Raw genomic sequence first — 22,867 nt, forward strand, 5'->3', positions numbered from 1 at the left:
ATGCAAAATGTTTCCTCTCCATAATCGCCTGCTTGAATGGTAAATTCTCCAGGAATAAAGCCCTCCTCAATTTGGCATAGTAAGAATGAATAACGATAACTTATTCCATACAAAGAAGGTGATAACATGGCAAAACTAGCGTTAACACTAGTCATTATTGGTGCGCTGAATTGGCTTTTAGTTGGGCTCTTCGAATGGGATTTAGTTTCAGCTATACTGGGTGGGGATTCTCATCGGGAATCTTCGGCTTTAAGTCGAATCATCTATACCATCGTTGGCTTATGCGGAATTTACTGCGTAAGATTTTATTCCGACACCAGATATTCTGCACGATAGGCTTATAGGTGAATAAGAGAAAGCCGCCATACCCACTGGATCGACGGGTAAATAGCGGCTCTTTTCATGTTTTATGATAGTTGCATATTTCGCATGTTTAGCTTGCTTGTTTCACCAAAAGCTTGCTTTCTTCATTCAAACCCATGCAAATCACCGTCTTGCCCAGCTGTTCATATTTTGCAATCGTTTTGGCAATGGCGGTAACAGCGGAGTGATCCCATACGTGTGAGCTGCTGAAATCAATTGTTATCGTGTCGGGGTCATTTCTATAATCGAATAAATCAATAAAGTAGGTCATTGTGCCAAAAAATAACTGGCCGGATACACGATATATTTTGCCCCCATTAGAATCTATTGAGGTGAAGGCCTTAATCTTTGCCGATCTCCAACCAAAAATGAGAGCACTTAGCGCAACCCCGGATAAGACCCCAATTGCTAAGTTAGAAGTTGCAACAACGATGGCAACAGTAATCACCATGACCAAAGCATCGCTTCTTGGAATTTTGGCAATGTTTCTTAGGGATTTCCAATCGAAAGTGCCAATGGACACCATGAACATGACACCGACTAATGCCCCCATCGGAATTTGCTTAACGACATTGCCAAGAACCATAATCAAGAAAAGTAAAAAGACGCCTGACACAAAGGTGGATAGACGCGACCTTCCTCCTGATTTCACATTAATCACCGTTTGACCGATCATCGCACAGCCTGCCATCCCGCCAAAAAAACCAGAGAATACATTGGCAATCCCTTGCCCGCGAACTTCTTTGTTTTTATCACTTTTTGTTTCCGTCATTTCATCTACGATTGTAGCTGTCATTAAGGATTCGGTTATACCGACCACAGCCAATGCCAGGGAAATGGGTAGAATTACTCCGATCGCTTGCAGAGACAGGTGGAAGTCAGGGATATGGAAGAACGGCAGCGTCTGTGTAATTTCCCCCATATCTCCTACTGTGCGCACATCCAGATGCAGATTAATCGAAATGATTGTCATCACAATTATTGCGACTAGCGCAGAAGGAACGGCTTTGGTAATCCGCGGCAGTCCATATACGATGACCAATGTACCTGCTACCATGGCGTACATCTGCCAATTTGCACCTGCGAAACTAGGGAGTTGAGCCATGAAAATAATAATGGCGAGGGCATTTACAAACCCTATAACAACAGAATGCGGAATGAATGTGATAAATTTGCCGAATTTAAACACGCCCATGAGGTATTGGATGATACCTGTTAAAATGCTGGCAGCGAATAAATATTCAATGCCATATTTTGCTACCAAAGGCCCCATCAGAGAAGCCATTGCGCCTGTTGCTGCGGAAATCATCCCCATTCGCCCACCGGTAAATGAGATCACTAGTGCAATGATAAACGAAGCATACAAACCAACCATCGGGTCTACGCCAGCCAAAATGGAAAAAGCAATGGCCTCGGGAATTAATGCTAAAGCTACCGTTATGCCGGACAAAACATCCTTTCGAACATTAAAAAACCACGAATCCTTCCATTTCCCGTACAACAAGACTCACACTCCCTAACTGATAAAAGCATTGATTGATTTTCCACTTTCAGAAAAATCCATACCGTTATTGGCAGTACTTATTATACATAAATCTTGCAAATGTCTCTACCTACAAAAAATAACCGTCCCCCTAATGGAGAACGGTTATTTCTTTGATCGCACCCGTTATTGAGCAATCTGATCTTTGATCGATTGCAAGATCTTCTTTTCCAATCGCGATACTTGCACTTGGGAAATACCCAGTCTGCTTGCAACCTCCGACTGTGTTTGATCCCTGAAATAGCGGAGATAGACAATGAGCCGCTCCCTCTCAGAGAGCGTTCCGATTGCTTCGTTGAGCGCAAGCTTCTCGAACCACTTCTCACCGCTTTCGTCGGAGATTTGATCCATTAACGTAATGGGGTCACCATCGTTTTCAAAAACGGTCTCATGAATCGATGAAAGCGGCTTATTCGCTTCTTGCGCGAATACAACTTCCTCCGCCGTGATCATAAGCTCTTCTGCCACCTCTTTAATCGTAGGAAGCCTGCCAAGCCTTTTAGATAACTCGTCCTTCGTCTTGCGAATTTTATTAGCCAGTTCTTTGAGTGAACGGCTAACTTTGAGTGTTCCGTCATCCCGAAGGAAGCGCTGAATTTCGCCGATAATCATCGGCACCGCATAGGTTGAAAACTTCACATCATAGGACAGATCGAATTTGTCAACGGACTTGAGCAGTCCGATACAACCGATCTGGAACAAATCTTCGGCTTCGTATCCCCGGTTCAAAAAACGTTGAACCACAGACCAGACCAAGCGGATATTGCAGCTGACGAGTGTTTCTCTGGCGAGTCCATCTCCGGATTGGCTGAGGGCGATTAACCGTTTGACTTCCGAATCGTCTAAATAACTGTGAGAAGCATGCTTCAGATCGACATCCATAGATCAAACCCCTAATTGTATAAAGCTTTTTTAGATTCAATTCGCTTCAACATGTTTATTTTGGTTCCGATTCCGACGGCCGTCACAACTTCCACTTCGTCCATGAAATTTTCCATTATCGTGAATCCCATTCCGGAACGTTCAAGTTCTGGCTTGGATGTGTAGAGAGGCTGCTTCGCTTGTTCCAAATCATCAATGCCTGAACCCTGGTCCTCAATCGTAATTCGGACTACGTCATCATCAATTTTCGTTGTAATGGTGATTACACCATCCGGTTTATTGTTATACCCATGAATAATCGAATTCGTCACAGCTTCTGAAACAACCGTTTTGATATCGGTTAGTTCATTCAAGGTTGGATCCAATTGTGAAACGAAAGCAGCAACGGCGACACGCGCAAAGGCCTCATTCTCCGAACGACTGGCAAACTGCAGCGTCATAAAATTCTGTTCGCTCATAGTGCAACCTCCAGACTGGACATTGCATTACGCTCGTTATCCTGAATAGAAACGATCTTGAACATTCCGGAGAGCTCGAACAAGCGATAGACAGCAGGCGAAACATCACATACGACCATCTTGCCGCCTTTACTCGTGATTTGCTTATAGCGACCGAGAATGACGCCTAGACCTGAACTGTCCATGAAAGTTAGATCTTTCAAGCTCAGGATCAAGTGATGCGTATGCTCTTTGGCAATCGCTTCCTCCATCCTAGCTTTGACCACATCGGCAGTATGGTGATCCAGCTCGCCTTTCAGTCTAACAATCAGCGCTCTTCGGCCTTGCTCGAATTCAATTTGCAGGCTCAACCTGTTCACTCCCCTCAGCTGAGAGACTTTGAGCTACACTCAAAGATCCCTATATTAAGTCTTGAAACTTAAGTTTCTACAACTGAGTTGGGAACTCCTGCCCCCCCGACAAAACTAGAAGAAAAGCGCTAAAACTAGAAGAAAAGTCTGTTTATTCGCGAAATCTCATCATTTATCTGTATGGAACATGTGCGAGGTCGTCCGCTTGAAAAGCTTCCACCAGGACGCTTTATCCACAGCAACCGGTGACTCCAGAGGATACTCGGTCAGCACGTTATCCCCGCTGTACACGACAATTTTACCAATCGGTTGGCCCATCGTAATTGGCGCTCTCAAGTTTGGCTCCAGCTGCAGCTCATGTCGAATGTTATCTGTGGCGGTGCCCTTTTTCATTAAAATGCTATAATTTTGCTTCGCAACTAACGGTACTGTCGAAACCTGGCCTTTGTTTATCGTAAAATTCCCAAGACTATCTCCTGATTTGAATAAAGGATAGTTGGTATATTGGGCAAAAGCGTAGTCAAACAGCTTCGTGACCTCAGCATTCCGCGTTTTGGTGTTCGGTTCGCCGAGCACCACAGCCACGACGCGCAAATTATCCCGTTTGGCCGTTGCGGATAAACAGAATTTCGCTTCGCTGGTATAACCTGTTTTGAGGCCGTCTGCTCCGCTATAGAAGCGTACAAGCTTATTCGTATTTACCAACCAGAACGGGTTTGGCGTTTCTTTCCGCAGATAATCCTGATAAGCACCAGTGAACTTCGTAATCTCTTCATGCTTAAGCAGCTCTCTGGACATGACAGCAATATCATTGGCTGTTGTATAGTGATTGGCAACTGGCAGCCCATTGCAGTTTGAAAAATGCGTATTTTTCATTCCTAGCTGCTGCGCACGCTCGTTCATCATTTGCACAAAATTTTCTTCGGATCCTGCGATTTTCTCGGCCATAGCCACCGAGGCATCATTACCAGATGCCATTGCAATACCCTTCAGCATTTCCTGAACCATCATTTCTTCGCCTGGCTCCAGAAAGATTTGTGAGCCTCCCATAGAGGCTGCATACTCACTGACCCGGACTTTCTCATCCATTTTAATATTGCCTTTGTCAATAGCTTCCATAATGAGAAGCATCGTCATGATTTTCGTAATACTAGCTGGCGGAAGTTTGGTGTCTTTGTTTTTCTCCGCAATGACTGTACCCGTGTCTGCATCCATCAATACCGCGGACTGCGCATTCGGCGTTAAATCGACCGCAGGCGCTTTCTTCTCTTCCGCAAAAGCAACCGGTAAGATCAGCATCACACATAACTGTAAACAGATTAAACTTATTAGCCCTTTTTTTCGCATAGCCTTTGTACCCCTCCTGTGAGATTATGAAGTGAAAACCAGACACTTGCAGCTTGAATGACTGCTAATCAGTGTTGACGATTTTCCATCAAAATATTCCAAAGGAAGGAAAATAAGCATAAACAAAAAATACCTACCTGCTCTATATCCAAACCCACGCAGTCGGCAAAGAAGATGTAAAATGTACAGCAATTTTGTTGGGCTGACCTCCAGCCGGAACTTTACCTGTAAAACCTACATCAAATTTCCTGATTGTCATGAAAGTCGCGATATCGCGGATATTTCCTGTACTTTTTACATCAAAATGCTTCCAAACGACCTGTTTGCACTAAATTACCTGCACCTTTTACATCAAAAATCTCACCTATGCCATAATGCCCCTTACCATTGATCAGGTCTCTATAAAAAAAAGCTATCTCAAAGGTTTGAAAAACCTAAGAGATAGCCCCTTACGTGACCGTATGCTAGACAACTACATCATAAATCAAATGAACAGGAGCTGGCTGACCAGGCGCGATACGATAAGCCCCTTGAATCATCGTCGTGACTTCCTTCACGTCCTCCCGATTCGCGTGAATGGTGCAAATCGACTCCCCTGCCTGAACAGCGTCACCGATCTTCTTATTCAAGGTTAGACCAACAGCGTAGTCGATCTGATCCTCTTTCTTGGCGCGACCCGCCCCGAGCAGCATTGCGGCGATCCCGATTTGTTCCGCATCGATTTGATTCACATAGCCATCGCGCTCGGCAAGCACCTCAAAGTGATAACTCGCTGTCGGCAGCAGCTCTGGTTGATCCACCACCCTTGGATCTCCCCCTTGGCTCGCTACAAACCGTTTGAACGTGTCCAGTGCCTTCCCGTTCATTACAATGTCGCTTACGGCCTCTTGCGCCTCTTCAAAGCTCTCAAACACTTTACCTAGCAGCGACATATATGCGGCTACGGAAATCGCGACTTCGGTTAGCTCCTTGTCGCCAGTGCCGCGCAGCACTTCGATGGATTCGCGAATTTCATTGGCATTGCCGATTTCGCGGCCGAGCGGCTGCTCCATATCCGTGATCATCGCAATCGTATTGCGACCCAGTTTGACGCCGATATCAACCATCGTCCGGGCAAGGACTCTTGCGTCATCAACGGTTTTCATGAAGGCGCCTGAACCGATTTTCACATCAAGGACAATCGCGTCGGCGCCTGATGCAATCTTCTTACTCATGATGGAGCTGGCAATCAGCGGAATGGAATCAACTGTCGCTGTTACATCCCTCAGCGCGTACATCTTCTTATCGGCAGGAGCCAAGTTGCCGCTCTGGCCAACAATAGCAATTTTATTGGTATTGACTGCTGTAACAAAATCTTCCTTCGATAGTTCAATTTGGAAGCCTGGAATCGATTCCAGCTTATCCACAGTTCCGCCTGTATGGCCGAGACCCCTTCCTGACATCTTAGCGACCGGTACCCCGAGAGAAGCGACGATTGGCCCAACAATCAAACTAATTTTGTCCCCCACTCCGCCTGTCGAATGCTTATCTACTTTAATTCCGGCAATCTCCGACAGATCAATCATTTCTCCTGATCCAGCCATCGCCATCGTTAACGCAGAAATTTCCTCGCTTATCATGCCATTAAAGAAAATCGCCATCAACAGAGCTGACATCTGGTAATCCGGGATATCTCCTTTTGTGTAACCATGAACGATAAATGTGATTTCTTGTTCGGTTAACACCTCTCCGGACCGTTTCTTATGTATTAAATCAACCATTCTCATGCTAATTCCTCCTCCAATGATAAATCGAAAAAAGGGAGCTGCTTGAGCCCCCCTCTGTACTATTATTCTCTTTTATTGGACAACTAATTTGGATTTCATTTTGGCATGACCTTCACCACAAGGTAGTACGCACTCAATCTCATAAGTTCCTGGTTTGTCGAACGTAATTTCTTTTGAAGGGTTTTCTTTATCCAGCTTGATATCCAAACCTTTGATTTCAATCGCATGTACGCCTTCTTTTAGAGACAAGGAAACTTTCGTAGGTTCACCCTTTTTGATCGTGTAGTCCGTAGCGTCAAATTGCCAGTTAGAAGCTGCAATCTTAAGCTGTTGAATTTTGCTGCCGGCTTCCTCTGCCGCTTTCGCCTCTTGGCGATCAGAGATATCTTGAAAGAGGACTCCCAGCCCCAGTGCGCCCGCAAGTATAAATAACACAAAGAAAATCCACTTTTGCATGCATATCCCCCTCATAATGTGTTCACTTCATCTATTCTACCTAACATCGCGAGACAATCCCATACAGGTTTAGTGGCAAATCTTTGAATATTTTGTGACGGAATTGTGAATGGATCCTCGTAAAAACATCCCCCTTATCGGGGGATATTACCCTTACTATTTCCCATACGAATATAAATTACACACCATTCAGTCTGTCTCGAATTTGGAAGCCGCCGGACCATGTTGTTTGCTTCGTTTTCGATGCAGGTTGTAAGTTTTGTTGCTTTTCACCCAGCTCTTGAATGTCTCGGTTGATTCGGTAAGTACAATCCTGACAAAGCTTATGTTGACGAATCGGCTTCATGCAGGATCCACATGGATAGCTTAAATTTGGATAATCCGTGAGCATCAGCTTTCCTTCTTTGATCCATGCAAACATCTGCTCGCTAGTCATACCTACAGCAGCTACTAATTGCTCATTCGAAGAGCGATAATTTCGGCGTAAATAATCTAGACAGCTCTGAAGCTGGGAATCCAGACTCCTACTGCAATCTGTACATTGGTTTCGCAAGTTTTTCTGAAACACTTTTCCGCAGCGCGGACAGTTGGCTACCATTAATTGTTGGACTGACATGCTCCATCACATCCCCGGAACGGGTAACCTTACCTAGATCACCCTCATATATAGTTCTAATTAACTATATATTAACATGACTTCGGCCAGTTGTGTAGGTCCTAAGATGTGTATTTACATTAAAAATCAACAAAAAAACGATCCATTTTATCCCAATTGGACGTCGCGCACAAATGCTTTGACCAAAGCGATGAACTTCGGTTTCGTCCGATTGGCTACCGCTACAACCTGCTCATGCGTCAGAGGCTCAAGCTCTTCACCAACTGCCATGTCAGTAATACACGAAATACCAAGCACCTTAAGTCCTGCATGACGAGCCGCGATGACTTCACCTACAGTTGACATACCGATTGCATCGCCGCCAATACGAGCCAGCATCATTAGCTCAGCCGGTGTACAGTAGGTAGGTCCTGTTATCCCTGCGTATACACCCTCCTGGAGCTGCAGAGGCACGCCATCTTCCCCAACTACCGTTTGTGCCAGCTTATGCGCAAGTGCCCGATATTCGCGGCTATATGCCTCGGACATATCCGGGAAACGAACACCCAGATCGCTGTGATTAGGCCCGATTAACGGGTTATCGCCTGTCATGTTGAGATGATCGCTAATCACCATGAGATCACCGGCTTTGAAGCCGCGATTCATGCCGCCCGCCGCGTTCGTCATAACAACAGAATGAACGCCAATCGCTTTCATCACATACACAGGGAAGACAACCTTTTTCATATCATAACCTTCGTAATAATGAAAACGACCCTGCATCACGATAACTTGCTTACCTTCAAGCGTTCCTGCGACAAAACGACCTTCATGCCCTTCAACCGTTGAAACGGGGAAATGCGGCACTTCACTGTAATCGATCGCAATCGGATTCTCCACCTGATTCGCCATATCGCCAAGACCCGAGCCTAATACTAAACCGATAACGGGAGATACCTCACCTAATTTTTGCTTAATAAACGCTGCTGCCTCATTAATTTTCTCTATGTACGTCAATTCCATGTTGATCTCCTTATCTGATAAGTAGCCTCAATTTCTGATTAAATAGCCTCAATAATGCCCAGTACTAATTTCAAGAACTTAGGTTTAACTTTCTCCGTAGTTTCCATCACTTCTGCGTGGGAAAGCGGTTGATCCAAAATTCCGGAAGCCATATTGGAAATACAGGAGAAGCCAAGCACCTCAATGCCGGCATGACGGGCAACGATAACTTCAGGCACTGTAGACATACCTACGGAGTCACCGCCCAATGTACGGAACATGCGGATCTCAGCAGGGGTCTCATAGTTAGGACCAAGAAGTCCAACATAAACACCTTCCTGCAGTTTAAAATCTTGCGATGCCGCTACCTCATGCGCCAATTTACGCAGACGTTTGCTGTACGCTTCCGACATATCCGGGAAACGAACGCCTAGGGCAGCGTCATTGGGTCCGATCAATGGATTGCGGTATGTCAAATTCAAGTGATCGCTTATGACCATCAAATCGCCGACTTGATAAGACTCGTTAATGCCTCCAGCTGCATTCGTTACGATCAACGTTTCCACACCCAGCTCTTTCATAACGCGAACAGGGAAAGACACCGTTTCAGCACCATATCCTTCATAGGCATGGAAGCGCCCTTTCATGACTAGTACTTGCTTACCTTTAATCGTACCAACGACCAACTCTCCCGCGTGACCTTCTACTGTTGATACTGGAAAGTGCGGAATGCGCGAGTAGTCAACGACGGTCGGCTGCTCGATCAAATCTGCAAGTACGCCGAGCCCTGAGCCTAAAATAAGTCCGATTTGCGGTTTAATATTCGTTTCCTTCGAAATAAAGGCAGCAGCCTCTTGAATCTTTTGAATCATGGATGTTTCTGACATGTCATATTCCTCCTTGGCATTTTCAGTTCAGCAGTCGCTTTATTTGAGAAGATGCAGGAAACTCTCGCCCTGATCTATCGCTTTTACACCGAAATTATCGGCAATTGTAGCCCCTAGATCGGCAAATGTTCCGCGAATTCCCAGCGAAACAGGCGCCTCAAAGCTTGGGCTGTACAACAAAATAGGCACATACTCGCGCGTATGATCTGTTCCCGCATGCACGGGATCATTGCCGTGGTCTGCTGTCAGGATCAGCAGGTCTTTGGGACCTAGCTTCGCTTTAAGCTGTGGTACGAAGCTGTCGAATTCCTCCAACGCCCGTCCATAGCCCTCAGGGTCACGACGATGACCGTATAACGAGTCAAAATCAACAAGGTTTGTAAATGCCAACCCTTTGAACGGCTCGCCAAGCACTTCGATGGTCTTCTGAATGCCATCTAAATTACTCTTTGTGGATGTAGCTTTCGTAACGCCCTCGCCGTCAAAAATATCATTAATCTTCCCGATGGCGATCACGTCATATCCTGCATCCTTCAAGTGATTCATCACTGTCGGCTCCGGCGGCTTCACAGCATAATCATGCCGATTCGGCGTACGTTTGAAAGTTCCAGGCTCGCCTAAATAAGGTCTTGCAATGACTCGACCTACGGCAAATTCGCCTTGCGTTAAACGTCTGGCAATTTCACAAGCGCGATACAGCTCTTCCAGTGGAATCACATCTTCGTGAGCCGCTAATTGAAATACACTATCGGCTGACGTATAGACGATCCAAGCCCCTGTTCTCATCTGCTCTTCGCCAAGCTCATCCAAAATCTCTGTCCCTGAGGCTGGTTTATTGCCAATCACTTTGCGACCTGTCTCCTGCTCAAACTGTGAGATCAATGCTTCCGGAAATCCATCCGGATATACGTTAAACGGCGTAGAAATACGAAGCCCCATCAATTCCCAGTGCCCTGTCATCGTGTCTTTTCCAACGGATACCTCGGCCATTTTTCCATAATAAGCTTCTGGCGCTTCAACTGCCGGGATGCCTTTGATTTCAGCAATGCTGCCCAGACCCATACGCTGTAAATTAGGAAGCGAGAAGCCGCTCACCTTCTCAGCAATATGTCCAAGCGTGTGGCTGCCTGTGTCGCCAAACTCTTTGGCATCCGGTAATTCGCCGATGCCTACGCTATCCAATACGATTAAACCTATTCGTTCAAAGCGCACCCTTGTCCCTCCAAATTGTTCACAATGTTATCCACCCTTGATTATCGCACTTCCACTCTATGAATGCAAAACAGCAGCTTTCCCTCAAGGAAATCGCCGCTGTCATCGGTTACATATTCGCTCTCGGATGAGCGCGATTGTAAACATCCTTCATTTTGAGCTTGGTGACTTGAACATACAGCTGTGTGGACGAAATATCGGAATGCCCGAGCATCTCTTGGACGGATCTTAAATCTGCGCCGTTTTCAATCAGGTGCGCAGCAAAAGAGTGCCGCAAAGCATGAGGTGTGATATCACTTTCAATTTTCATCTCGCTGGCGTACCTTTTCAAAATTTTCCAAAAGCCCTGTCTCGTCATCCGAGTCCCTAAGTGTCCAATAAATAAAGCTTCTTCATCCGCCGACTTCTTCAGCATTTTCTTGCGATCCTTATGTATATAGGCGGTTAAGCATCGAATAGCAATTGAACTAAGCGGGATATTGCGTTCTTTATTCCCTTTCCCCATACAGCGAATGAAGCCGAGCTGCAAATGAACATCATCAACGTTCATCGAGATAAGTTCCGAGACGCGTATTCCCGTTGCATACAGCAGTTCAAGCATCGCTTTATCGCGCACGCCGCTTACAAGTTCAAGATGAGGCGCATCCAGCAATTTCCCAACCTCTTCGACGGAAAGTACCTTGGGCAGCTTCTTTTCGAGCTTAGGCGCTTCAATGAACAGGGTTGGGTCTGCATCCACCAAACGCTCTCGAACCAGATACTGATAGAAAGCACGTATCGAAACAAGATTGCGAGACAAGGTTGCTGCAGCTCTGCCCAGCAATTTCAACTGGGACAGGAAACCCGCAATGTTTGTTTTACTTGTTTCTTTCCAAGCTGTGATCCCCTGCTGATGTAAATAGTCAACAAATTGCTGCAGGTCTCTTTCGTAAGATTCCAGCGTATTCTTAGATAATCCGCGTTCTACAGACAAAAATCGGATGAAGGATTGCAAATCAACCATCATCATGCCATAAGCTCCTTCGTTAACATGCCATATTTCTAACTGTTAGCATTCAACGATACACCAAGGAACTCCTCTTTTATTCACCATACCAATAAAATAAACGCAGCCTGTCGCTCATTCTGCCCGACTCCGGAAGCGATGCATGCTCATGCTGTCCAAACACCTTAATGGAATTGCCTACTGGCGTGCGGTAACGATTCACAGGCTCTATCCAGCTGGAGAGCACTAACATCACTTGATACAAAACAACCGTCAACGTCATGAAAAGCAGTATAAAACGCAAACGAACCATTAATTTTCGATAGGAAAAAATCATAGGCCAGGTCCCCATTTCTGTCCCTTTCTTAGGACAGGATATGAGGCTCGGGCCCTGATTATGACAGATCGGACAACTTCACATAAGGCATTCCTAGCGCTTCTGCGACAGCTGGATGGGTTACACTGCCTTTGTACGTATTAACCCCTAATTGCAGAGCGTAATTAGCTGTTATCGCCTCTGTTAATCCCTTATTGGCAAGCTCCAAGGCATAGGGAAGTGTTACATTCGTTAAAGCAAGCGTCGAAGTTCGGGGAACTGCGCCAGGCATATTTGCTACCGCATAGTGAACAACGCCGTGTGTCTCATAAGTGGGGCTGCTGTGTGTGGTCACCCTATCGATCGTTTCGATCGAGCCTCCTTGATCCACAGCGACGTCCACAATGACAGCGCCTGGCTTCATCGTTCTGACCATCGCCTCTGTCACTAATCTTGGCGCTCTCGCTCCCGGAATAAGCACAGCCCCAATCAAGAGATCTGCTTTGGCAACCGCGCTTGCTATATTAAACGGATTCGACATTAAGGTATTCAGCCGCCCACCGAAAATATCATCCAAGGCACGCATCCGATCCGCGCTCCGTTCGATAATCGCGACGTTAGCTCCTAGACCAAGCGCCATCTTGGCGGCGTTTGTTCCAACAATCCCTCCGCCGAGGATAACCACATTAGCTGGCGGCACGCCTGGCACACCGCCCAGAAGAATTCCGCGCCCGCCATAAAATTTCTCCAGAAAATGAGCGCCAATTTGGACCGACATACGTCCAGCAACTTCACTCATTGGTGTTAGCAGAGGAAGCGACCCATTGGGAAGCTGAATGGTTTCATAAGCAACTCCTGTCACCTTCTTGTTCAGCAGGTGATCTGCCAGATCCCCCGCTGCAGCCAAATGCAAATAAGTGAAGAGAAGCTGTCCCTCTCGAAAATAGCCATACTCGGCAGGGAGCGGTTCTTTCACTTTCATGATCATGTCGCTGCGGGCCCATACTTCGGCGGCATCCGCGATAAGAACGGCGCCTTCCTTGGCATAATCTTCATCGCTAAACCCGCTGCCCACTCCGGCACCGGCTTCAACGAGCACCTTATGTCCTGCCATAATAAACGTCGTTGCTCCGCCTGGAGTCAATGCGACACGGTTTTCGTTATTTTTAATTTCCTTCGGGATGCCGATCACCATGGATTGTTCAGTCACTCTCGTCTACCTTCTTTCTCATGAACATTAGTCATAATGTACCCATGCTTCCAGTCCAATTATGTGGAAGGAGATTCTATTATCTAATATCCAGTATATGAGAAACACGCAAAAATGCCTGTACGCACAGCATGTGCTTACAGGCATTTTCTTTGTATGAACAGCTCTATTCCGTGCTGTTATTTTTGGATTTGTCCAATGAGTCCGGTTTCCCTCGTTCGTTACAGCGATAGCATATACCTTGAAAATCAAGTCGATGATCCAATACTTGAAAATGAAAATCCTTATCCAGCCTTTCTTCTAAAGGCCCGAGCCAGTCTTCCATAATTTCATCTACTGTCCCGCATTGGACACAGATTAAGTGATGGTGATGGTGACGTGTGCTGTCATCGCGCAAATCATAACGTGCTACGCCATCGCCAAAATTCATTTTCTCTAAGACATGCAGCTCACTCAGCAGCTCTAAAGTTCGGTAGACGGTTGCCAGACCGATTTCCGGAGCTTTATCCTTCACAAGCATAAACACGTCTTCGGCACTAAGATGATCTTGTTCATTTTCTAAAAGTACACGCACAGTCGCTTCCCGTTGAGGGGTAAGCTTGTACCCTTGGGATTGCAACTGCTGCTTAATTTTCTCAATCCTTGCTTCCATATGCCTCCCCCTCAGAAAGGTGGGCATCCAAGCCCAATTTTAGCCACTCTTTTCATTATAGGGGGAGCTTACTGACAAAGTCAAACAGAAACATGTTGGTTTCTGTCATCCATAGAGCGGAACCAGCATAGGTGTGACCCATTTCATCATTAATTGCGACACATAACCCTCCCAAAGCGCTGCTCCAAGAAGGAATACACCCATTAGAAGGGTCAGCGTAGTGAAACGCATGAAAGGCTGGTACATGTTGCCATTGCGGCTCATAAACCGATTTTTAATCATATAAATGGAAAAGGACATCGCTGCAACACTGCAGAAGAGAATTGCCGGAATGACGATCAAATTTTGCGGAGCTACAGAAACCAGCGCGAACAACATACCTTTCCAAGACATTTGACCGACCAGATAGCCTACTGTAAAACCAATCAGCACACCCTTGAGAAAATCCAAAACAAGAATGAGCGGAAGGCCAATCACGGACAGCCCAAACAACCAGATCAGTAAAATCCACTTCATGTGCATGCCAAAAGATTGAACGAACGACTGTCTGCTGTCAAACTCGGCACCATCATTAATTTCATGGAAGAAACTTCCTAAATGGCGCGTCATTTCCTGCTTTTGTTCTAATGAAAGCGCATTAACCATCACGGCGCCGAACACAACACCAATGAGAAAGAGCACGGAGACGAATATAAACAGCGGCAAATTGTCCTTCATATATTGTTTCATCGTTAGGTTCCTATTCACTCTCGCAGCTCCTCCCGTGTGTACAACCTCTACAGAGACAAGCTTATGAGCGAGACTTAGAAACTATGAATGATTTTTCACTTTACCATATCTTCCGCCTCCGCCAACCTCAAGCAAAAGCGTGCCTTCACGCGCGTGGGCAAGGTAAGCGGCTATTTCTTCGCCGACTTCACTTTCCAGCTCTTCCTGCGTCGTGCGATGCAGTACATTCATCTCCGTTCCAAAACGGTGAAGCAATTGATTCAATTTCTTAGGACCAAGCCCAGGGATAAATTCTAATGGAACTTGAAAATGGTAGGTCGGCCTATAAGAAGGCAGATGAGGCTCTTCTCGATCCGCCAAATCCATAATGCGATCCATAACGCCTCGAACGATTTTATTGCTGCCGCAATCCGCGCAGCGCTCGACCGTGCCCTCTTGCTCATCCAGAACCGCTTCACACAGGGAACAATAGGTGCGGTGATATTTGCCCAAGCGGGGATTCAGCCCGTAGTTGGCGACCACACCACGCCCTTCTAGGCGATGCAGCGCTTTAACGAGTTCATCGTAGGTAGGCGCAGCTAGCCGTATCTCATTATACTCGCGACCGATTTTACCCAATGAGTGCGCATCTGAATTGGTTACGAAGGTAAAAGGATCCAGTTCAGAAATCAGTCCTGCCATGTCCGAATCAGCGCTCAGTCCAAGCTCAACGGCCGAGATACCTTCCAAATCAAGCAGGTTTTCCATCCTGCTTGTTGCACTGCCATAGACGCTTTTGTGAGGTGTAAAAATGTGCGCGGGAACAAGGATTCCCCCTCTTCCGATCACCTCTTCCTGCAGGATTCGCGCAGGCACATAAATACGCTGCGAGCTAAGCTCCACATTTTTCATATGACCCTTCATCCAGTTAGTAAATCCCTGCATCACCTCTAGATTGGGCATATACGCTAACAAATGAGCTGGCCCCATGCCAGGTTCCCTGACTTCAATCTCACATCCCAACATGACGGTTGTATCCCGATACCCAATACCTCCGCCTTCCAATTCAACCATCTCACCACGGTCCAAATATGTCATGATGTCGTCTTGCACAGATGGCGAATGGCAGTCGATGATGCCGATGATCTCCATCCCTTTACGGACAGCCGCTTCATGGGCAATATTGAAAAAAGTAAGGTTATTCGCGGCACTGATCTTCACAGCTTGGCCGCTCTCTGTTCGACCAATGTGAATATGAAGGTCTGCGTAATAAGACTTCATGCTAGATCTGGCCCGTTAACTTATATAACTGCCAAATGTAGACAGCCATAATGGTTTTGGCATCGCTTATTCTTCCTTCATGCATATACTGCTGAGCTTGCTCCAGCGTTATGGCTTCACACTCCAGAAACTCATCCTCGTCTGGATTGGCGTTTCCTTTGACCAAATCTTCCGCGATATAGAGATGGATAATTTCATCAGCAAATCCTGGGGATGTATAAAAAGAACTAACTAACTTCACGTTGTCCGACCGATAGCCCGTTTCTTCCTCCAACTCGCGTAAAGCCGCTTTCAAAGGTGCCTCGCCTGCATCCAGCTTGCCCGCAGGGATTTCAACCTGGCTTTTCTCCAAGGGCTTTCGGTACTGCTCCACGACGATCATTTTGTCCCCAATTAATGGAATGACAGCCACCGCGCCAGGGTGCTTAACAATTTCTCTTGTTGCTGTTTCCCCGTTTGGCAGTGTAACTGTATCTACCTGAAGTGAAATAATTCTGCCTTTATAAATGGACTCCGTTTTAACAGTAACTTCTTCGAATTTCTTATGTACGGTCATCTGAGCACCTCATCGTTATCTAAATTGGAATAACTTGTCCTACTTTTGCATATCGATCATTATATCAAATTTCAACCGGAAAAGAGGAAGATCGATATGAAGAGCTATGTAGGGGAAAGACAAATTCGTCTGGTAGGAAAAGTCTGGGAAATCAAGCGTCAGCTTCAGCTCATGCTGCAGCAAGCCGGACCGACCATCACTTTGATTGATTATACAGCTGCATTGCACAATCCACAGCAGCGCAAACACTTTGGAAGTACACAGGGTCCTGCCATAAATCCCTTCCCATCGAGGTAATCGGCAACGGGTAGGGATGAAAGGACTCCGCGATTTGCTCCGCCTGTGCAGAGGGCATCATCCTTATTTGATGCGGCTCCAAACCGTTCGATTGCTCTTCAATTATCGCATGTTCCTCTCCCGTTAATATCGGCAAAGGTACGACAGCTGGACATCTCGCAGCAAGTCCTAGTGCTGTTAGCGTATGGTGGCTGATCCCGCGATGCCGTGGTCGCTCGTCTGCAAATGAGAGGCGCGGAATCACGACCGGAATCCCGCCTAGGGCGTATACCGCATTAATGAGCTCGCCGACTTCAATACCGGAATAGCCGTAACGTGTAGCTGTACCAACAATCCCTGGGCCCATCATTACTAGACAGAGGTCCGCTTTGGCGACATGCTTAGCAGCTATCAAGGCGCTAAATTTATTTACAGCCTCCAGTTTTCCACCATAGGCTTGACCATAGGTTATCGTGCTTTGAAGCCACGACATAGCCTCCAGTTGAGCCGTATGCTGACTCCAAGCAATTGGGAGTGCTCCCCCGTCCGTCATGATATAGGACACTTTCGACGCCGCTTGATTCGACTGCTGCTCGCGGTATCGAAGCCAACACAACGCCACAGGCAGCATACTGTGTAATTCCCCAAGTAAGACAGGCATCCCCTCCAGATTCTTCTCACTTTGAAAAATAGAATGAAACGTGCTGTTCTCTTCCTCCACAGCAAGCACACTCCGCTGTAACGGGGTATATTTGAGTTTCATAATATGTCCGCCGGATAGACGCTCAGCAGCAGGAAGATCGCTGTTCATTGTGTCAGCAGGTAGAACGATGTGATAGCCTCCCGAACCTAATCCGAGCTCCTCAGCCGTTACGTTCAGAACGACATCATCACCGGGACGAAGCAGGGGTGAACTATCGGTATAATGGACAGCGCGCTTCTCCTCGCCACTAGGCCGCATAATAACACTGACGACCTGCAACCCTTCCCTAACAGAAATAACAGTAAGGACCCTTCCTACTTCCCGTTTCAACATGCCGTTCCCCCTTCCAGACACCGCTACAGGAAGGATATGTGAAAAAGGACTGAATTACTCCAACTCCCTTAAACTTAAAAACCGACTAGCGCGCCAACAATTGGCATCGACTAATCGGTTTTGGTTTACATTGTTTAAACTTTTGCAGCTTCCTTCACAAGAGCAACGACCAATTCAGCGGTTTTGACCAGATCGCTAATGGCGATATGTTCTTTAGTCGTATGAATTTCGTGGTAGCCCACAGCAAGATTCACCGTTGGAATCCCCATGCCGTTAAAAATATTCGCATCGCTGCCGCCGCCGGAGTGGAACGTGCGAGCAGTCAATCCAAGCGTTGACAACGCTCTGGATGTTAGCTGCACGATCGGTGCAGAGTCATCATGCATGTAAGAGGCATAAACGATGTCTGCGTTAAACTCGCAGGTCGTTCCTGCATCTGCCGCTGCTGACTCACAAGCTTCTTTCATCGCAGCGATTTGCGCTTCCAGCTTGTGCTGTACGATGCTGCGAGCTTCCGCTTCCATCTTCACTTTATCGCATACAACGTTAAGAGGACCTACACCAGAGAAACTGCCGATATTCGCTGTTGTTTCGCTGTCAATCCGACCAAGCGACATGCGCGAAACAGCCTTGGAGGCAACTTGGATTGCACTGATGCCATCTTCCGGATTAACGCCGGCATGAGCTGATTTGCCATGGAAAATAATTTCAATTTCTGCACGGCCAGGCGCCGCGGTAGCAATATCTCCGATGCTGCCATTGGAGTCCAGCGCGAAGCCGAATTCAGCTTCCATCATTTTGCGATCCATGGCACGAGCGCCTTTCAGACCGCTTTCCTCGCCAGCCGTAATAACGAACTGAATACGTCCATGAGGAATGTTTTGCTCCTTAAGCACTTGAATACCTTCGAGCATGGCTGCGATGCCTGCTTTGTCGTCACTGCCAAGGATGGTAGTTCCGTCGCTGCGGATGTACCCATCTTCGCCAATTTGCGGCTTGATGCCTTTGCCAGGAGCTACTGTGTCCATATGCGATGTAAAGAAAATCGTCGGGATAGCGGCATTGCTGTCCGTCGCTTCCAGCGTACAAATCAAATTGCCTGATCCGTGACCGCTTTTTGCCATCGAATCATCTTCAACGACAGTTAAGCCTAAACGACTAAATTTCTCTTTCAATACAACACATATTTCTTGCTCAAAACGAGTTTCGCTATCTACTTGTACGAGCGAAATGAATTCTTCCACTAAACGGTTTTGCTGAATCATATACTTTCCTCCGATGCTCACTATGGGTTACAATAAAACGGTACAAGCTTTTACGATAAAGGAGTGACTCTTCGTGTTGCAGAATAGACGTTGGTTTAAAGTCGTGATTTACGTAATGCTCATCACCATGCTGCTATCTAGCCTATTGTTTACAGCCGGATTATTTTTTGATTCCTAAGTATTAATAAATTTTTGTATCGGCATTATAACTTTCCAAATTTTCTTTAACCCTCTGTAGGAACCTACCGCAGATAACACCATCCAGAATGCGGTGATCAAGCGACAGACACAGGTTAACCATAGAGCGGACTGCAATCATATCTTGAATAACAACAGGCTTCTTCACAATCGATTCGAAGGTCACAATGGCTGCTTGCGGGTAGTTAATGATCGGATAAGACAGAATCGAACCGAAGGAGCCTGTGTTGTTAACAGTGAACGTTCCGCCAACCATATCATTCAATGACAACTTGCCCGCACGCGTTTTCTTCGTCAATTCATCAATTTCTCTAGCTAATCCGGCGATATTCTTTTGATCCGCCTTTTTGATCACTGGCGTCATAACCGAATCTTCCGTCCCTACAGATAGGGAGATGTTAATGTCGCGTTTCACGATAATTTTATCTACAGCCCATACCGAGTTGATGATCGGATAATCTTTAATCGCATTAACGACTGCCTTCATCATGAAAGCCAAATACGTCAAGTTAATGCCCTCGCGGCGCATAAAGTCGTCCTTCACTTTATTCCGCAGAACTACGAGATTCGTAACATCCACTTCAATCATCGTCCATGCATGCGGAATTTCCGTTACACTTTGACGCATGCGTGTAGCAATGGCATTACGAATTGGTGTTACATCGATGAAGTGCTCATTACGCGAGTCCAGCGAGTGTCCTTCCGCTTCAATTAGCGGTGTTTGCGGATTCGCAGACAGATGGATGCCGGAACTGCGCACTGGCAGATTGGCAGGCTGCGCCTCTGCCTGTGGAGCTGGCGCGCTGCTTGCAACTGGCGCTGCTTGTTGATTCGTATGCACAGCCGCAGCTGCAGGAGCTGACTTGGAACCGCCGCCTGCGACGAACTGCTCGACATCCTTGCGTGTAATTCGTCCGCCAAGGCCCGTCCCTGGCACTCGTGATAAGTCTACGTTGTTCTCTTGGGCAAGACGGTGAACAGCTGGTGAATAACGACCGCGCATGCTTTGGTCGCTGTCTTCTTCCGGCACAAACACACCTGTGTTGCTAGCCAGCTCCGCAGAAGCTGCAGGCGAAACAGCCGATGCTCCCGCTCCCGCTGACTCCTCGATCAAACAAATGGCCTCTCCGACAGCCGCTGTTTCACCATCGCCTACAATAATTTTCACTAATGTGCCTTCAATCGGTGAAGGCATTTCTGTATTCACCTTCTCTGTGAAAAGCTCACAGAGTACGTCATATTGTTCGATATAATCGCCTGGCTTTTTCAGCCATTTGCCGATTGTAGCCGAAACGAGGCTTTCCGCCAAATGCGGAACCGTTACCTCAGTTAGCCGACCGTTCGTTTGGTTCATGGGTGTACCTCCTAAGTTCAGGAAATGATCAATGGCATGAAATCAGACCAAAGGAATTGTGAATCAATTAGAACATGGCAAGCTGGCGCATAGCTTCCTTCAGCTTATCGCTATTGAGCAAGAAGAACTTCTCCATCGGAGGATTGCTGCCCACAGCCGGCGCGTCCGGCCCGCACAGTCGAGCGATTGGTGCATCCAGTTCAAATAGCAGTTCTTCAGCGATGATGGCAGACACTTCGGCGCCAACGCCGCCTGTTTTGTTATCTTCATGCGTGATGAGCACCTTGCCCGTCTTTTTCACTGCTTCAAGTATCGCTTCTTTGTCCAAAGGCTGCAAAGTACGCAAGTCTAGCACGTGGCAAGAAATGCCTTCCTTCGCAAGCTCCTCAGCGGCTTGCAAAGCAAAGTTCACGACCATCCCGTAGGCGATAACCGTAATGTCCGTGCCCTGACGCTTCACGTCAGCTTTGCCGATCGGCACGATGTAATCCTCTTCCGGCACATCAGCAGTCAGCGCGAGGTACGCCTTCTTGTGCTCGAAGAACAGCACGGGATCCGCATCACGGATCGCAGCCTTGAGCAGCCCCTTCGCATCATACGGATTAGATGGCGCAACGATTTTCAAACCCGGCGTGCCGAAGAAAACCGATTCCGGACACTGGGAATGGTACAAGGCGCCTGCGCCGGTCGCCCCGTAAGGCGCACGAATCACAATCGGGCAAGACCAGTCGTTATTGGAGCGATAGCGAATTTTCGCCGCTTCGCTTAGAATTTGATTGGTCGCCGGGAAGATGAAATCGGCGAACTGAATTTCGGCAATCGGCTTCATGCCGTACATGGCCGCGCCGATGGCAACACCGACGATAGCGGATTCCGCAAGCGGCGTATCCAATACGCGATCTTCTCCAAACAGATCGCGAAGCCCTTTGGTGGTGTTCAAGACACCGCCTTTACCAACGTCTTCACCAAGGACGAAAACATTGTCGTCCCCTTGCATTTCCTCCTGCATCGCAGATCGGATAGCTTCCAAATAAGTAATGACTGCCATAAACTAGTGGTCATCTCCTTCTGCGTAAACGTGGCGAAGCGTATCTTCCGGCTTCGGAAATGGCGCCTGATCCGCATACTTCGTAGCTTCGTTAATCTCTTGCTTGAGCTCTTCCTGAAGCTCACGATCCTGCTCATCGCTCCAGAGACCGCATTCCATTAGATATTCTTTGAATTTGACAATACCGTCTTTTTGACGATTTTCCTCAACTTCCTCTTTCGTGCGATACAGCATATCATCATCGGAAGTGGAGTGCGGCATAAGACGATAGGACATCATTTCGATCAGGGTTGGGCCTTCTCCGCGAGCAGCGCGATCTCTGGCCTCCTTGGTAACACGATACATTTCCAAAACATCGCTGCCATCAACTTGAACACCTGGGAACCCGTACCCCAGAGCGCGATCTGAAATTTTACCAGCTACTTGTTTATGAAGCGGTACCGAAATTGCGTATTGATTATTTTCACATACAAAAATGACAGGCAGTTTATGTACACCAGCAAAGTTGCATCCCTCGTGGAAATCCCCTTGGTTGCTGGAGCCTTCACCGAAAGATACATAAGTAACCAAATCTTGCTTTTTCATTTTTGCGGCAAGCGCGATGCCTGCAGCATGTGGCACTTGTGTCGTTACAGGAGAAGATCCTGTTACGATATGATTTTTACGATCACCGAAATGCCCCGCCATCTGTCTGCCGCCGCTGTTAACGTCCTCTGCTTTGCAGAATACGGCAAGCATAAGATCCTTCACGGTCATACCCACCGCAAGAACAAACGCATAATCACGATAATAAGGCAGGAAATAATCTTTCTTCGCTTCCATTGCGAAAGCCATCCCTACTTGACCTGCATATTGCCCCATTCCGGAAACGTGGAAAGGAATTTTGCCCGCACGCTGAAGCATAAAGGCACGTTCATCATATTTAGCCGCAAGACTCATGACTCTATACATACGAATAACGACTTCGTCAGATAACCCTAATGTTCTATGCTTATAAAGCTGACCAATGGACATGGAGGTTGCCTCCTTAAAATAGTTTTACATACGGTTTTTTATTACCTGGTCCTAAGACTTGACTCTATTAGCTTATTATAAACGCAAACGCGTATGATTACAATTTT

At 46.9% G+C, this 22,867-nt stretch carries 25 protein-coding genes and 1 pseudogene; 3 read left to right on the forward strand and 23 right to left on the reverse strand.

The genetic code is table 11. From position 1 onward, the window contains the following. Positions 1–126 precede the first annotated feature (126 nt). A complete protein-coding gene (locus AC58UW_RS12940) occupies positions 127–336 on the forward strand; it encodes a DUF378 domain-containing protein (RefSeq protein ID WP_497421051.1) in 210 nt (69 codons plus the stop codon). A 97-nt stretch (positions 337–433) separates the two neighbouring features. On the opposite strand, the gene AC58UW_RS12945 is transcribed toward AC58UW_RS12940, so the two are convergent. The 18 genes from AC58UW_RS12945 to AC58UW_RS13030 form a co-directional block, all read right to left on the reverse strand. Further along, positions 434–1,864, reverse strand: a complete 1,431-nt coding sequence (locus AC58UW_RS12945) for a SulP family inorganic anion transporter (protein WP_497421202.1) — start codon at positions 1,862–1,864, stop codon at positions 434–436. Positions 1,865–2,032: 168 nt separating this feature from the next. After that, on the reverse strand, positions 2,033–2,788 hold the full coding sequence (sigF, locus tag AC58UW_RS12950; RefSeq protein ID WP_029192952.1) for an RNA polymerase sporulation sigma factor SigF: 756 nt from the start codon (positions 2,786–2,788) through the stop codon (positions 2,033–2,035). Positions 2,789–2,799: 11 nt separating this feature from the next. Next, on the reverse strand, positions 2,800–3,246 hold the full coding sequence (gene spoIIAB, locus AC58UW_RS12955; RefSeq protein WP_497421052.1) for an anti-sigma F factor: 447 nt from the start codon (positions 3,244–3,246) through the stop codon (positions 2,800–2,802). Continuing rightward, positions 3,243–3,596, reverse strand: a complete 354-nt coding sequence (gene spoIIAA, locus AC58UW_RS12960; RefSeq protein ID WP_127458238.1) for an anti-sigma F factor antagonist — start codon at positions 3,594–3,596, stop codon at positions 3,243–3,245. The genes spoIIAB and spoIIAA overlap by 4 nt, the downstream gene beginning before the upstream one ends. Before the next feature lie 168 nt (positions 3,597–3,764). Beyond that, positions 3,765–4,943: a D-alanyl-D-alanine carboxypeptidase family protein gene (locus AC58UW_RS12965; RefSeq protein ID WP_497421053.1), complete on the reverse strand. Its 1,179-nt coding sequence runs from the start codon at positions 4,941–4,943 to the stop codon at positions 3,765–3,767. A 464-nt stretch (positions 4,944–5,407) separates the two neighbouring features. Next, a complete protein-coding gene (locus AC58UW_RS12970) occupies positions 5,408–6,709 on the reverse strand; it encodes a pyrimidine-nucleoside phosphorylase (protein ID WP_497421054.1) in 1,302 nt (433 codons plus the stop codon). A gap of 72 nt (positions 6,710–6,781) precedes the next feature. Next, complete coding sequence (locus AC58UW_RS12975; RefSeq protein WP_145655378.1) at positions 6,782–7,165, reverse strand: cupredoxin domain-containing protein; 384 nt, start codon at positions 7,163–7,165, stop codon at positions 6,782–6,784. A 178-nt stretch (positions 7,166–7,343) separates the two neighbouring features. Next, the gene (locus tag AC58UW_RS12980) at positions 7,344–7,781 is read right to left on the reverse strand and encodes a flagellar protein (protein ID WP_497421055.1); all 438 of its coding nucleotides are present in this window, start codon (positions 7,779–7,781) and stop codon (positions 7,344–7,346) included. Positions 7,782–7,928: 147 nt separating this feature from the next. After that, the gene (locus AC58UW_RS12985; RefSeq protein WP_497421056.1) at positions 7,929–8,783 is read right to left on the reverse strand and encodes a purine-nucleoside phosphorylase; all 855 of its coding nucleotides are present in this window, start codon (positions 8,781–8,783) and stop codon (positions 7,929–7,931) included. A gap of 38 nt (positions 8,784–8,821) precedes the next feature. Beyond that, complete coding sequence (locus AC58UW_RS12990; RefSeq protein WP_497421057.1) at positions 8,822–9,649, reverse strand: purine-nucleoside phosphorylase; 828 nt, start codon at positions 9,647–9,649, stop codon at positions 8,822–8,824. Positions 9,650–9,688: 39 nt separating this feature from the next. Further along, a complete protein-coding gene (gene deoB / locus AC58UW_RS12995; RefSeq protein ID WP_497421058.1) occupies positions 9,689–10,861 on the reverse strand; it encodes a phosphopentomutase in 1,173 nt (390 codons plus the stop codon). A gap of 109 nt (positions 10,862–10,970) precedes the next feature. Further along, positions 10,971–11,867, reverse strand: a complete 897-nt coding sequence (gene xerD / locus AC58UW_RS13000; RefSeq protein ID WP_497421203.1) for a site-specific tyrosine recombinase XerD — start codon at positions 11,865–11,867, stop codon at positions 10,971–10,973. Between the two features lie 76 nt (positions 11,868–11,943). Further along, positions 11,944–12,183: a DUF4227 family protein gene (locus AC58UW_RS13005; RefSeq protein WP_497421059.1), complete on the reverse strand. Its 240-nt coding sequence runs from the start codon at positions 12,181–12,183 to the stop codon at positions 11,944–11,946. 58 nt (positions 12,184–12,241) lie between these two features. After that, entirely contained in the window at positions 12,242–13,357 is a 1,116-nt protein-coding gene (gene ald, locus AC58UW_RS13010; RefSeq protein ID WP_497421204.1) for an alanine dehydrogenase, read from the reverse strand. Between the two features lie 181 nt (positions 13,358–13,538). Next, complete coding sequence (fur, locus tag AC58UW_RS13015) at positions 13,539–14,024, reverse strand: ferric iron uptake transcriptional regulator (RefSeq protein ID WP_315949174.1); 486 nt, start codon at positions 14,022–14,024, stop codon at positions 13,539–13,541. Positions 14,025–14,129: 105 nt separating this feature from the next. After that, complete coding sequence (spoIIM, locus tag AC58UW_RS13020; protein ID WP_497421060.1) at positions 14,130–14,771, reverse strand: stage II sporulation protein M; 642 nt, start codon at positions 14,769–14,771, stop codon at positions 14,130–14,132. Between the two features lie 63 nt (positions 14,772–14,834). Then, the gene (locus tag AC58UW_RS13025; RefSeq protein WP_497421061.1) at positions 14,835–16,013 is read right to left on the reverse strand and encodes an endonuclease Q family protein; all 1,179 of its coding nucleotides are present in this window, start codon (positions 16,011–16,013) and stop codon (positions 14,835–14,837) included. 1 nt (position 16,014) lies between these two features. Then, on the reverse strand, positions 16,015–16,569 hold the full coding sequence (locus AC58UW_RS13030; protein WP_497421062.1) for an NUDIX hydrolase: 555 nt from the start codon (positions 16,567–16,569) through the stop codon (positions 16,015–16,017). A 96-nt stretch (positions 16,570–16,665) separates the two neighbouring features. On the opposite strand from AC58UW_RS13030, the pseudogene mciZ reads away from it, so the two are divergent. Then, a pseudogene (gene mciZ, locus AC58UW_RS13035) lies at positions 16,666–16,731 on the forward strand (Z-ring formation inhibitor MciZ); the annotation flags it as partial. A gap of 34 nt (positions 16,732–16,765) precedes the next feature. Here the strand turns inward: mciZ and AC58UW_RS13040 are convergent. Next, positions 16,766–17,881 (reverse strand): DUF3866 family protein, encoded by a 1,116-nt coding sequence (locus AC58UW_RS13040; protein WP_497421063.1) that lies wholly within the window; start codon positions 17,879–17,881, stop codon positions 16,766–16,768. 134 nt (positions 17,882–18,015) lie between these two features. Continuing rightward, positions 18,016–19,146: a M20/M25/M40 family metallo-hydrolase gene (locus tag AC58UW_RS13045; protein ID WP_497421064.1), complete on the reverse strand. Its 1,131-nt coding sequence runs from the start codon at positions 19,144–19,146 to the stop codon at positions 18,016–18,018. A gap of 73 nt (positions 19,147–19,219) precedes the next feature. Between AC58UW_RS13045 and prli42 the strand changes: the two genes are divergently transcribed. Next, a complete protein-coding gene (prli42, locus tag AC58UW_RS13050; RefSeq protein ID WP_167053655.1) occupies positions 19,220–19,324 on the forward strand; it encodes a stressosome-associated protein Prli42 in 105 nt (34 codons plus the stop codon). 3 nt (positions 19,325–19,327) lie between these two features. Here the strand turns inward: prli42 and AC58UW_RS13055 are convergent, their stop codons facing one another. The 3 genes from AC58UW_RS13055 to AC58UW_RS13065 form a co-directional block, all read right to left on the reverse strand. Continuing rightward, the gene (locus tag AC58UW_RS13055; RefSeq protein ID WP_497421065.1) at positions 19,328–20,698 is read right to left on the reverse strand and encodes a dihydrolipoamide acetyltransferase family protein; all 1,371 of its coding nucleotides are present in this window, start codon (positions 20,696–20,698) and stop codon (positions 19,328–19,330) included. A 67-nt stretch (positions 20,699–20,765) separates the two neighbouring features. Then, positions 20,766–21,746 carry an alpha-ketoacid dehydrogenase subunit beta gene (locus AC58UW_RS13060; protein ID WP_497421066.1) on the reverse strand — a complete coding sequence of 327 codons (981 nt, stop codon included), beginning with the start codon at positions 21,744–21,746 and terminating at the stop codon, positions 20,766–20,768. Between the two features lie 3 nt (positions 21,747–21,749). Then, positions 21,750–22,760, reverse strand: a complete 1,011-nt coding sequence (locus tag AC58UW_RS13065; RefSeq protein ID WP_497421067.1) for a thiamine pyrophosphate-dependent dehydrogenase E1 component subunit alpha — start codon at positions 22,758–22,760, stop codon at positions 21,750–21,752. Positions 22,761–22,867 lie beyond the last annotated feature (107 nt).

It is taken from the genome of Paenibacillus sp. J22R160 (assembly GCF_059692135.1).

Bases quoted from the DNA above. Each gene is read 5' to 3' on its own strand.
- AC58UW_RS12940 (WP_497421051.1), top strand. From the start codon at position 127: ATGGCAAAACTAGCGTTAACACTAGTCATTATTGGTGCGCTGAATTGG.
- sigF (WP_029192952.1), bottom strand. From the start codon at position 2,788: ATGGATGTCGATCTGAAGCATGCTTCTCACAGTTATTTAGACGATTCG.
- spoIIAB (WP_497421052.1), bottom strand. From the start codon at position 3,246: ATGAGCGAACAGAATTTTATGACGCTGCAGTTTGCCAGTCGTTCGGAG.
- AC58UW_RS12965 (WP_497421053.1), bottom strand. From the start codon at position 4,943: ATGCGAAAAAAAGGGCTAATAAGTTTAATCTGTTTACAGTTATGTGTG.
- AC58UW_RS12970 (WP_497421054.1), bottom strand. From the start codon at position 6,709: ATGAGAATGGTTGATTTAATACATAAGAAACGGTCCGGAGAGGTGTTA.
- AC58UW_RS12975 (WP_145655378.1), bottom strand. From the start codon at position 7,165: ATGCAAAAGTGGATTTTCTTTGTGTTATTTATACTTGCGGGCGCACTG.
- AC58UW_RS12980 (WP_497421055.1), bottom strand. From the start codon at position 7,781: ATGTCAGTCCAACAATTAATGGTAGCCAACTGTCCGCGCTGCGGAAAA.
- AC58UW_RS12985 (WP_497421056.1), bottom strand. From the start codon at position 8,783: ATGGAATTGACGTACATAGAGAAAATTAATGAGGCAGCAGCGTTTATT.
- AC58UW_RS12990 (WP_497421057.1), bottom strand. From the start codon at position 9,649: ATGTCAGAAACATCCATGATTCAAAAGATTCAAGAGGCTGCTGCCTTT.
- xerD (WP_497421203.1), bottom strand. From the start codon at position 11,867: ATGATGGTTGATTTGCAATCCTTCATCCGATTTTTGTCTGTAGAACGC.
- AC58UW_RS13005 (WP_497421059.1), bottom strand. From the start codon at position 12,183: ATGATTTTTTCCTATCGAAAATTAATGGTTCGTTTGCGTTTTATACTG.
- ald (WP_497421204.1), bottom strand. From the start codon at position 13,357: ATGGTGATCGGCATCCCGAAGGAAATTAAAAATAACGAAAACCGTGTC.
- fur (WP_315949174.1), bottom strand. From the start codon at position 14,024: ATGGAAGCAAGGATTGAGAAAATTAAGCAGCAGTTGCAATCCCAAGGG.
- AC58UW_RS13025 (WP_497421061.1), bottom strand. From the start codon at position 16,013: ATGAAGTCTTATTACGCAGACCTTCATATTCACATTGGTCGAACAGAG.
- AC58UW_RS13030 (WP_497421062.1), bottom strand. From the start codon at position 16,569: ATGACCGTACATAAGAAATTCGAAGAAGTTACTGTTAAAACGGAGTCC.
- AC58UW_RS13040 (WP_497421063.1), bottom strand. From the start codon at position 17,881: ATGTTGAAACGGGAAGTAGGAAGGGTCCTTACTGTTATTTCTGTTAGG.
- AC58UW_RS13045 (WP_497421064.1), bottom strand. From the start codon at position 19,146: ATGATTCAGCAAAACCGTTTAGTGGAAGAATTCATTTCGCTCGTACAA.
- AC58UW_RS13055 (WP_497421065.1), bottom strand. From the start codon at position 20,698: ATGAACCAAACGAACGGTCGGCTAACTGAGGTAACGGTTCCGCATTTG.
- AC58UW_RS13060 (WP_497421066.1), bottom strand. From the start codon at position 21,746: ATGGCAGTCATTACTTATTTGGAAGCTATCCGATCTGCGATGCAGGAG.
- AC58UW_RS13065 (WP_497421067.1), bottom strand. From the start codon at position 22,760: ATGTCCATTGGTCAGCTTTATAAGCATAGAACATTAGGGTTATCTGAC.